The 10,090-nt window shown below is 42.4% G+C and carries 11 protein-coding genes and 1 tRNA gene; 8 read left to right on the top strand and 4 right to left on the bottom strand.

Translation table 11 applies throughout. The features are described 5' to 3' along the window. The first annotated feature begins 91 nt into the window (after nucleotides 1–91). The gene (locus tag NDI42_RS19190) at nucleotides 92–1,552 is read left to right on the top strand and encodes a hypothetical protein (RefSeq protein ID WP_190456285.1); all 1,461 of its coding nucleotides are present in this window, start codon (nucleotides 92–94) and stop codon (nucleotides 1,550–1,552) included. Between the two features lie 38 nt (nucleotides 1,553–1,590). Here NDI42_RS19190 and NDI42_RS19195 read toward each other — a convergent pair whose 3' ends face one another. Further along, the gene (locus tag NDI42_RS19195; RefSeq protein WP_348231456.1) at nucleotides 1,591–2,181 is read right to left on the bottom strand and encodes a class I SAM-dependent methyltransferase; all 591 of its coding nucleotides are present in this window, start codon (nucleotides 2,179–2,181) and stop codon (nucleotides 1,591–1,593) included. Between the two features lie 217 nt (nucleotides 2,182–2,398). Here NDI42_RS19195 and NDI42_RS19200 point away from each other — a divergent pair, with 217 nt between their 5' ends. From NDI42_RS19200 to NDI42_RS19210, 3 genes are all read left to right on the top strand, one after another. Beyond that, complete coding sequence (locus tag NDI42_RS19200) at nucleotides 2,399–3,268, top strand: glycosyltransferase family 2 protein (protein ID WP_190456289.1); 870 nt, start codon at nucleotides 2,399–2,401, stop codon at nucleotides 3,266–3,268. 161 nt (nucleotides 3,269–3,429) lie between these two features. Next, nucleotides 3,430–4,581 carry a glycosyltransferase family 4 protein gene (locus NDI42_RS19205; RefSeq protein ID WP_190456291.1) on the top strand — a complete coding sequence of 384 codons (1,152 nt, stop codon included), beginning with the start codon at nucleotides 3,430–3,432 and terminating at the stop codon, nucleotides 4,579–4,581. Between the two features lie 157 nt (nucleotides 4,582–4,738). After that, nucleotides 4,739–5,992, top strand: coding sequence for a glycosyltransferase family 4 protein (locus NDI42_RS19210; RefSeq protein WP_190456293.1), 1,254 nt, complete (start codon nucleotides 4,739–4,741; stop codon nucleotides 5,990–5,992). A gap of 273 nt (nucleotides 5,993–6,265) precedes the next feature. Here NDI42_RS19210 and NDI42_RS19215 read toward each other — a convergent pair whose 3' ends face one another. Further along, the gene (locus tag NDI42_RS19215) at nucleotides 6,266–6,646 is read right to left on the bottom strand and encodes a DUF4359 domain-containing protein (protein ID WP_190456295.1); all 381 of its coding nucleotides are present in this window, start codon (nucleotides 6,644–6,646) and stop codon (nucleotides 6,266–6,268) included. A gap of 119 nt (nucleotides 6,647–6,765) precedes the next feature. Between NDI42_RS19215 and NDI42_RS19220 the strand changes: the two genes are divergently transcribed. Beyond that, nucleotides 6,766–6,838: transfer RNA gene (locus NDI42_RS19220), tRNA-His, on the top strand. A 352-nt stretch (nucleotides 6,839–7,190) separates the two neighbouring features. On the opposite strand, the gene NDI42_RS19225 is transcribed toward NDI42_RS19220, so the two are convergent. Beyond that, nucleotides 7,191–7,505, bottom strand: coding sequence for a YkvA family protein (locus tag NDI42_RS19225; protein WP_190424631.1), 315 nt, complete (start codon nucleotides 7,503–7,505; stop codon nucleotides 7,191–7,193). A 203-nt stretch (nucleotides 7,506–7,708) separates the two neighbouring features. Here NDI42_RS19225 and NDI42_RS19230 point away from each other — a divergent pair, with 203 nt between their 5' ends. From NDI42_RS19230 to NDI42_RS19240, 3 genes are all read left to right on the top strand, one after another. Beyond that, nucleotides 7,709–8,398 carry a MotA/TolQ/ExbB proton channel family protein gene (locus NDI42_RS19230; protein ID WP_190456296.1) on the top strand — a complete coding sequence of 230 codons (690 nt, stop codon included), beginning with the start codon at nucleotides 7,709–7,711 and terminating at the stop codon, nucleotides 8,396–8,398. Between the two features lie 80 nt (nucleotides 8,399–8,478). Beyond that, on the top strand, nucleotides 8,479–9,135 hold the full coding sequence (locus NDI42_RS19235) for a biopolymer transporter ExbD (RefSeq protein ID WP_190456298.1): 657 nt from the start codon (nucleotides 8,479–8,481) through the stop codon (nucleotides 9,133–9,135). A 108-nt stretch (nucleotides 9,136–9,243) separates the two neighbouring features. After that, nucleotides 9,244–9,600, top strand: a complete 357-nt coding sequence (locus tag NDI42_RS19240; protein WP_190456300.1) for a phage holin family protein — start codon at nucleotides 9,244–9,246, stop codon at nucleotides 9,598–9,600. Between the two features lie 124 nt (nucleotides 9,601–9,724). Here NDI42_RS19240 and NDI42_RS19245 read toward each other — a convergent pair whose 3' ends face one another. After that, the gene (locus NDI42_RS19245) at nucleotides 9,725–9,913 is read right to left on the bottom strand and encodes a hypothetical protein (RefSeq protein WP_190456302.1); all 189 of its coding nucleotides are present in this window, start codon (nucleotides 9,911–9,913) and stop codon (nucleotides 9,725–9,727) included. Nucleotides 9,914–10,090 lie beyond the last annotated feature (177 nt).

A 10,090-nucleotide genomic window follows, 5' to 3' on the forward strand; every position in this document is an offset into this window, starting at 1 on the left:
AGGAGAATGAACCACTCTAAGTACAGATTACGCAGAGAACAAGCTGGCTAAATTCTGATTTTTATAATGTAATTATTAGGAGATTGGGAAGATGCTGAAGCGCTCAGAAAAATACATACATTATGTGTTAGTTGATTCGCTGAAGGATAAAAGTATTATTCCCCCAGTGATTTTTTGGATAGGGGTAGTTACGTTATATGCAGTAGCGAATGCTCCGAGAAATAGGATACTTATAGCTCTTGAAGCTATTTTAAACCGTCTCCCTCAAGATTGGGTTTTTGCAAATGTCCAAGCAATCTTAAGCCGTTTTACTCCAGGGGTGATTTCTTCAGAGATTTTAGCCAAAACTGCACCGCAGCAATTAGCAGAGATTATTACTACTTATGGCGTTATTCCTATCAAAGGAATGCTCTTTTTTGTAGCAACTTTAGTAGTTGGTATGCCAATTTTAATGTCGATTATAAAGTCGCGTTTTTTCCTATTTAATGCTGGATTTACAAGGAGATCGATCGCATCCTTAAGCATCTTCCTAATTTTATCCTTACTTATCCTTCCTTTCAGATATCCTTTAGGCACAGCAGTAATGGGTTTAGAGTATGCTATCAGGAGCTTGGAGCCTTTTAGTCAAAACGCAGACTGGTATTATAGACGGCTGCTCATGCTGGCGATCGCTAACTTTATTCACATGAGCGGCCCTTTCCTATATTATATTTTTTCGCTGCTTTGTACTTACGTTTTAATATTGTTATCATTAACATTTATAGAATCAAAGATTTTAAATTTAGACAATAGATATCCAAATTACCGGACACAATTTTTATATTGCCTATCGATAGTAACCAGCAGTTACGTGATGTTTAATTATCAATTTCCAGGTTATGTAGATCAGCTATTTTTTATCCTAATATTGCTTCCTGCTTGCATACCAATGAGTCGTCAAGGTAGATTAGGAACACTTGCTCTTGCCTTAGCAACGCATGAAGCTAGTGCCTTTGTCTTTATCCCAATTGTTATCTTCTGTTTTCCCAGACGAGAAGTATTAACTGCTTTATCTTTAGTACCAATTTACTGTTTTATTTGGTTTGCGGGTAGTGGATTTTCTCTGGATAGTCCAGTTAAGGCACACTTGATACTGGAGAATAAGACAGCTTTGCAGTATTTGGCGGAAAATCCACTGATGGGATTAGCTGGTTTCTTCTTTTCCTATAAATTACTTTGGGTTATTACCCTGTATATTCTCTGGATACTTTGGCGACAAGGGGAGACACTTTTGGTAGCTGCCATAGCAAGTATCATTGCATTTCCCATATCTACAATGTTTTTGATTGTAGATACCAGCAGAAACGTCGGTTATGGCTTCTTTGGAATGCTGATTGCATTGGCTATCCTGCTAGGAGAGGAAAAAAAAATTCCGGGATTTAAAATGTTGTTTTATATTGCTTTAGCTAATATTATTTTGCCGTCCTATTATGTAGGTTTAAATACAGGTTTTCAAAGTTATACAGGTCTTTATCACCTTATCCCTCTTTTTCCATCTACTTATGTTCCATAGCGCTAGAGACACGGCACCGCCGTGTCTCTACTGAATCCTTACTTAACACATTCCATAAACAAAGATTCTGGGCGTTCTTCTTTTTCAGCAATACCTGAAATTTTACTTTCTCGATACTCACGTCTAACAACGTCCCGAAAACCTGCTTCTTGGAGAATCTTTCGCAATGAATTTTCGTTATAGTGCCAGTGATGGCGATTTTTCTCTAGTGTCTGTGTCGCCTCTAAAAACTCCGTTAAAAAGACTTCTGGACTGCTAGAATCGTAACTCTTAATTAATTGATCAAGGTCGGGAACTGCGATCCGAAATATTCCACCCGGCTTGAGAACGCGATAGACTTCCGAAATGCAATTTAGCGCTCCCTCAAGATACAAATGCTCAAGTACGTGCGAGGTATAGGCAGCGTCCACGCTGTTATCATCCCAAGGAAATTTTTTGGTTAAATCGAGATAAGTTAACTGTCGAAAAATGCCTTTTTTATGCTCGTCGTAACGCTCTTTATCTAGCTTTCTTAAGCTAAACATTACATCTGCTAAAAAAGGTACTTTTGTGACAAAAATGTGAGGGGTAATATCGGTATTGATCCAGCCTGGAAAGATGCGATCAAAAGACCCTAGATTCAATTTCATTGTTGTACTCATGGTTCAATTCTGCATAAGGGGTATATAGTAAGTTTAGTGTTTTTTAGATAGCTTAATGAAAAGCTTTATCAAAGATTTATAAAATGTTTTTTTAATCTTGGAAGAAATTACAATGTATCAGTTTAGTTATAAAATAAATATAACAAAAAAATATACGATCGCTCTCTTACAGCGCTAGTATTAATTTCAACGAGATAAACGAGTAATGGGAACAAGCATAGCAATTCTGATAACTTGCTATAACCGCAAGCCTAAAACTTTGGCAAGTCTAGAGGCACTTTTTAACCAGGTATTGCCAGCTGACGTTGAGCTTTGCGTTTATTTGGTAGATGATGGCAGCACCGACGGCACGGCGGAAGCTGTAAGCCATATTTATCCTCAAGTAAAAATAATTCAGGGAGATGGCAATTTATTCTGGAACGGGGGAATGCGGATGGCATGTTCTGAAGCAATAAAGCACAACCATAATTATCATCTTTGGCTTAATGATGACACCCTGATTTATCCCGATGCTTTGAGTAAAATGCTAGCAACATCGCAGCGTTTAGCTGAGCAAGGTTATGCGCCAATAATTGTCACAGGAGCGACTCGCGATCCAGAGACAAATACAGTTTCTTATGGAGGCGTAGAGCGCAATACATGGTGGCATCCCTTCAAGTTTCGCTGGCTAGAACCAGGTGAAGAACCTACGCGCTGCGATACCATGCACGGGAATTGTGTCCTAATTCCTAGAGAAATTTATCAAACAATAGGAAACTTAGATCCTGACTTTAGACATTATGCCGGAGACTTTGATTATGGGTTAAGAGCAAAACAGAAAGGATATACAGTTTGGTTAGCTCCAGGCTACATTGGAACGTGTTCAGGAAACCCTTTGTATGCTAATTGGATGGACTCGAATTTGCCTATTCGCGAACGATGGCAGAAAGCAGAACAGCCGAAGAATTTTACCTTCAAAGAACGGCAGTTATTTGCTCAGCGTCATGCGGGTATTTTATGGCCTATTTTTTGGTTGCTACCGTATAGAAAATTACTTTTTTCTAGCTTCGGAAAGCGGCGACGGGAAAGAGCATGAAAGTAGCTGCACCCTCGGATGGTGTGACTATAAAGGCCGTCTACGCGGTCTTTATAGCCTGCTAAGCTACGGCTTAGTTTATTTGCCGTTGACTTTAGTCGTAAGGCATTTTTACAAAAATGAGACACATTGGTATAAAAGTTGAGAATAAAGAATTAAATATGGATAAACTCCGCATCGCCGTAGTGGTTCCCTCCGTCGAATTTGGCTCTTATTGGCGGCCAGTTTTGTACGAACTTACGAAAATATGTAAGAATACAGTTTTTTATACTGGTTGCCTTTGGCCTAAATTTGATCCTGAAGCTCCGGGAGCTTCCGCGGTTAAACTTGTAGGAAAATTTAAGTTTGTAGAAGCAACTCAAGTATCAAGTGGCTATGGTCGCGGCTTCATGGTGGCTTCACCGAAGATTGTAAATGAGTTACTTAAATTTAAGCCTCATGTAGTTTTTGCCAGTGCTTTCTCTATTTGGACTGTATTGGCTTTACTTTTCAAACCTTTGGGAGGTTGGAAAGTAGTAGTTATTTACGATGGCAGTTCACCCAATACTAACTTTCAAGATTCTAAATTTCGTTCCTTCGCTCGTCGGTTAATGGTTCGGTTTACAGATGCCTTTATTGCTAACAGCCATGACGGTAAAAAGTATCTTCAGAAAGCGATTGGAGCCGATGAAAATGGAATTTTTACTAAAACTTATTTGGTGCCAGATACGCAAGCTTTGCGGGAACGGCTTGAAGCTGCCAAACAAAGTGAATTACAGTTAAAACGTCCGGTTTTCCTATTTGTCGGACAAGTGATTTCTAGGAAAGGGATAAAATCCCTGTTAGAGGCGTGTTCACTTCTGCAAAGTCAGGGATACTCTAATTACTCGCTGCTCATTATTGGGGATGGAGCGCAACGAGAGGAACTGGAAGTTTTTGTTAAAAATAGGAGTTTGGCAGAGCGCGTAACCTGGACGGGATGGGTTGAATACGGACAGCTTGGTGCATACTTTCAGTATGCAGATGTTTTCGTATTTCCTACCTATGAAGATGTCTGGGGTATGGTGGTACTTGAGGCAATGGTGTTTGGCAAACCTGTTTTATGTTCTAAGGGTGCAGGCGCTTACGAAATGATTGTGGAAGGGGAGAATGGTTATCTATTCGATCCTCTGAAACCGGAAGAAATTGCTGAAGGTATGCGCCGTTTTATAGATAATCCAGATTTAATTGCTTCAATGGGTAAAAAATCGCAGCAACTGATAGCACAATATACTCCTGAAGCGGCAGCAAAAGAAATGGCACAAGTGGCAATAAATGTAATAGAAAAAAAATGATTGGCTGGGGCCGCCCGTGAAGGAGGCACCAGCCTCTATAATTTCGTTTCCAAACTCAGCCTGGGAACGAAATTATAGGGGTAATGGGTATTTTAGAAAAATAAATGGGAATTATATAAATAGAAAGTTGCTAAGTTTATCAAGAGATGAAAAGCTTATGAAAATCCTTTTGTCTGCTTATGCTTGTGAGCCTGGTTGTGGCTCTGAGGAAGGAGTAGGCTGGAATACGGTGCGACAGGTAGCAAATGATCACAAAGTTTGGGTGTTGACTCGCATTGGTTTTCGTCAAGCTATTGAGGCAGAATTAGAACGCAACCCGGTGCCAAATTTACACTTTGTTTACTTTGATCCCTTCAACTGGACTGAGGATTGGCGAAATAAGCAAGGGTTGGTGCAACTTCACTACTACCTTTGGCAAATTCAAGCTTATTTTTTGGCAAGACGACTCCATCAAGAGATTTGCTTTGACATAGTGCGTCACGTTACTTATGTTAAGCACTGGTCGCCGAGTTTCTTAGCGTTGCTGCCAGTACCTTTTATTTGGGGACCTGTGGGAGGCGCGGAAGCTGCACCAAAGCTTTTCTGGAAAGATTTTAGTCGGCGTGGCCAGGTTTATGAAGTGCTGCGAAATTTAGCTCAATCTGTGGGTGAGTGTGATCCCTTTGTGCGGCTGACGGCTGTTCGGAGTAGGGTGGGTTTAGCAACTACGCACGAAACTGCGGAACGGTTGCGATCGCTTGGGGTAAAAAATGTCCAAATCGCTTCGCAAGTGGGTTTGTCTAAAGAAGAAATTAACAGTTTGGCGCAATATGGCCTACCTGATGGTAGTCCAGTGCGGTTTATTAGTGTTGGTCGCCTGATACATTGGAAAGGCGTAGATTTGGGGATTCGCGCTTTTGCGATCGCTCTCAACCACATCCCCGAAGCCGAATACTGGATAGTCGGAGATGGAGGGGAACGGCAACGATTAGAAGCATTAGCGCACTCGTTGGGAATTGGCGATAAAATCCGCTTCTGGGGAGCTTTGCCGCGCCAAGAAACACTGTCTAAAATTGGGCAGAGTCACGTCCTCGTTCACTCCAGCTTGCACGAATCTGGCGGTTTTGTATGTGCGGAAATGATGGCGGCGGGTCGTCCAGTAATTTGCTTAAATTTGGGAGGGCCAGCGGTACAAGTGACTGAGGAAACTGGGATTAAAGTTGCTGCTGAAAATCCCGAACAGACAGTACACGATTTAGCTAAGGCGATGATTCGTTTAGCTGAACCACAAGTTAGAATTCGCATGGGACAAGCGGGACGAAAGCGAGTGCAGGAAGTATTTGATTGGGAACTCAAGGAAACACTTTTGCTTGATTTGTATGAAAAAATTCTGCCTCAGTCAGCTGTTGTAAATTCTGTTGTTCCAAAATGACCGAAAATAATGGGATGCAAGCCCCGTCCTTCTAGGACGGCTTTTTATTGTCTTGTTCTTGGAATAAAGCATCAATGAAGTTCCTCATCTGACGGCCTGTCACCCCGTCAGATGAGAATGGGTTATGGGAAGTTCGGCTTCACATAACCCATTCACGTTATTAGCCTGTGACTAATAACGAGGATAAAGTCAGTCTTTTTCTTCGCCCCCTCCTCATTGACCAACTGGGGATGGGGTGACGCAGTGTGGCTGAAAAAGGAAGTAGCGATCGCCTTATTGTTTTTGGGCTTGGTAGATATAAATATTATTAAAAACTCCCACCGACTCAAAATGATAAGACGGCAAAAACGAACTCACCGATAAATCCGTGCGGTAAATACTAAAGAAAATAAAATTATGCCTTTCTGTAGTTTCAGCAATAAGTTGCTTAACTTGCGGACTACCAGTTTCTACCAGTAAATTACATTGACGCTTCAAAAAGCCACCGAAATCTTCTGACGCTTTTGCACAAACATTGTCTTTTAAATACACCGTCAGCTGCTGTAAGGCAAACTCTTCATACTCAGCCTGACTCGGATTAGTCATAGCCATTGCCACGCCCAGCCCAGCTAGGACGACTGTCCCAATTGTTTGAACAACCTGCAAACCCTTCATGGTACGCCTACGACTTATCTTTATGGTTAAGACTACGCCTGCTGGCTCCTGAGTTCCGGGGTAATTTTTGGCTTAGTGGATCAAACCGGAAAATTATGCTATAGTTAGAAACTGGAATGGCGAGCGTAGCCAAGTGGTTAAGGCAGTGGATTGTGGTTCCACCATTCGTGGGTTCAAGTCCCATCGTTCGCCCTCATCTTAACACCACACAAAAAGACCCCTCGGCGGTGGCCGAGGGGTTTTTTAATATTTGGTTGTCAAAGTGTAAGCTACTGGTATACTACCCCCCTTCCAAGGGAGGCAAAGCAGGGTGGTTGCATTTATTAAAAGAAAATTCTGAACGTTGATTTCGGCTGGCGGTAGGGGCATGGCAATGCTATGCCCCTACAAAATCTCGCAATTTTCGATATTTTCTAAGGGTTGTATGAAACCACCCTGCCTTCTAAGGGAGGCAAAGGAGGATCTTACTTTATGTAGCTCACGTCTAAGATCGCCCCAAGCCCTTTTCCCAGAGAGCCTAAGAAAAACTTGTCAATTACGTAATCTACTTGATGGGAACAGCCTTAACATCAACGGTGTCTGAAGAAGCTGTTGAAGCTTGGTTAGCAGCATCAGCTTCGCTAACTGTTTCCTCGTTACGAGATTTGAGACGCTGCGACAGCATCTGGGATATCTCAGAAACCAGCAGTGTCAAAAGCAAGGCATCGTCAATCTGTCCCACAACAGGAATAAAATCCGGAGCAATGTCAATCGGGCTGAACAGATAGGCCACTGTCCCCAGAATCAGCCACCAGCGATACTTGGGATTACGAATTGTGTTGCGATACCAGTTGTAAAGTGATTGGATTGAAAAATTCATTCTTTAACCCTCGATCTATTTTTAATATTGACAAATCTACCAGCAGTATGCAGGTGTGGATATCCCCCCGAAGTTTGACGCTTATGATGCGACAACAGCAGAAGAAGGTATCTCTTATGAATGACAATGCTTAACTAGAATTGGAATGGCTTTAACAGAACAAAGAAAACCTAAGCCGGGGAGTGAGGAGGAAAGAATCCACTGTGACATTTCAAGAACTGATTGAAAAGGGCGGACCGGTGATGTGGCCCCTGCTGGCTTTATCGCTGCTATCTCTGGGAACAATTTTGGAGCGTCTGTGGTTTTGGGCGAGAATCTTAACTAAGGAAAGAGAGATTATAGATCGTATACTGGAGGCGGCGAGCCGCAACTGGGACGTTGCCGCAGAGATTGCCGGACAGGCGAGAAGACAACCTATTGGGCGCTTTTTGTATGCTCCCTTGCGGCTGGCTAACCCCGATCCAGAGGTGTTTAAACTGGCGCTGGAGTCATCAGCGGACGAGGAATTGGCTGCGATGCGCCAAGGCGACAAACTCTTAGAAGCTGTAATTGCCCTAGCGCCTCTACTAGGTTTGCTGGGTACAGTTTTGGGCTTGATCCGCTCCCTGAGTGGTATTCGTTTGGGCGATTTGGGAACGTCTTCGACTGCTGGAGTAACTTTGGGAATTAGTGAATCTCTCATTAGTACGGCGGCTGGACTGGTGGTTGCAATTACTAGTCTGGTCTTCTATCGGCTGTTTCAAGCTTTTTTGTTTAATCAAATCAAAATTTTCCGCAAAGCCGGGAATGACTTGGAGTTACTTTACAGGCAGGAATGGCCGAAATTTGGCATTAACCCTCATAGTAATGCCATCAAACCGAAAATCGACAGTTCTGAGCCTAGCGATCGCTGAAATTAGTCCTTAGTCAATGGCTAATGGATTTTTAACAATTAGCGATACTTCAATTAGCAATTCTCCTCTTTTTTCCAACAATGAAAGTAAATTTGGATACTCCGTCTGAAGAAGCGCGGATTGAGATTGTTCCTCTGATAGATGTCATCTTTTGTATCCTGACGTTTTTTCTGTTAGCTGGTTTGCAGCTAACTCGTCAGCAAGCTATCAGTGTGGATTTGCCTAAAGCTAGCAGCGGCACTCCGCAGATGCGAGAGATGTTGATGGTAAGTTTGGATGATGTGGGTCAAGTTTATATCGAACAACAGCCGATCGGCTCAAAAGATCAGCTATCTGTGGCACTAAAGAATTATCGCTCGACAAATCCCAATGGTTTGATGGTGCTGTATGCGTCACGAACTGCAAGTTACAACGATGTGATTCAGGTGTTGGATTTGCTACGCGAGGTAGGAGGCGATCGCGTGTCTTTAGCAACTTTACCCGGTTCCGGTGACGGGACTTCTGGCTCTAATACGCAGGTTCCTGTTGCTCCGGGAGTTACACCTTACTCCGGTACTGCTCCTATCCAGCCGTATAATCCCTACGCTGCACCAGCTCCCACTTACCCTTACAATCCAGGTCAGCCGCAATTACCTGTTGTACCCGGACAACCAGGTGTTAATCCTACTGCACCCCCTGTCCCAGTCCCTGGTGCTACTATTGCTCCGCCAAAGGCTGATTCTGTTCCGAAGAGGTAGAGTTGATTCTGCCAATTTATAGAGGTAGAGGCGCGATCTTTAACTTACGGTAGTAGTTATAAAGATAATTTTTCACGCCTCTACTTCTTGAAAGGGAGTAATAAAAATATGGATTTTATTGATCTTTTGATTGCATGGCTGGTATCAGCTTCTAGCTTACTGATTATTTCCCAAATACCTGTAGGCGTAGAAATTGATAGTACCCCGAAAGCATTTGTTTCAGCAGCCGTGCTGGGAATTGTTGCGGCTATAGTTAGACCAATTATGGGACTTGTGTTTGCAATTCCCAACTTTTTGACGTTTAACTTGCTGTCAGGGCTTTTCACGTTTATTGTTACGGTTGCAACTTTCATGATTGCAGCGTCTCTGGTACAGGGATTCCGCTTGCGGTTGGGGATTTGGAGTGCGGTAATCGGTGCGATCGCGCTTTCTTTAGTCAGCAACCTGATCTACAACTTTATCTAGACGCTGTAGTTGAAAATATAACCCTATAATTGAACCGCCTGGATGTGAAAGATTCAGGCGGTTTGCGTGTAAATATATAAGATACGATATCTTAGCGATCGCTTATCATCATCAAACCTCAATTTCACACTTCTAAATTCCAATCCTCCCCACCTGGTAATTGACTGAATTGCTCCGATATTGCATCACCTAACGCTTTTTCTGCATGAGAATAAGTTAAATTTAGGAGTTTATCGGCTATATTTATAATTTGTGTTTTGTCTACTATTTTAATTAATTGAGCTGGCTTATATGCTCCATTAGCAACTTCCACACTAGCTGCAAAAACTGCATCATCAAAAGCATTTTCTAGGTAATATTCCCATTGTTCTTGCTTAGGTGGTGGTAAATATGTAGTGAAAGGGTAAATATATAAACTAAAAATACTTTCATTTTTACACTTTGCACTGGTTATTTATTTGCCTCGGCAAGCGGTTATTTTGACAATTAG

Origin of the sequence: Funiculus sociatus GB2-C1, assembly GCF_039962115.1 — a bacterium.
Classification (GTDB): Bacteria; Cyanobacteriota; Cyanobacteriia; order Cyanobacteriales; family FACHB-T130; genus Funiculus; species Funiculus sociatus.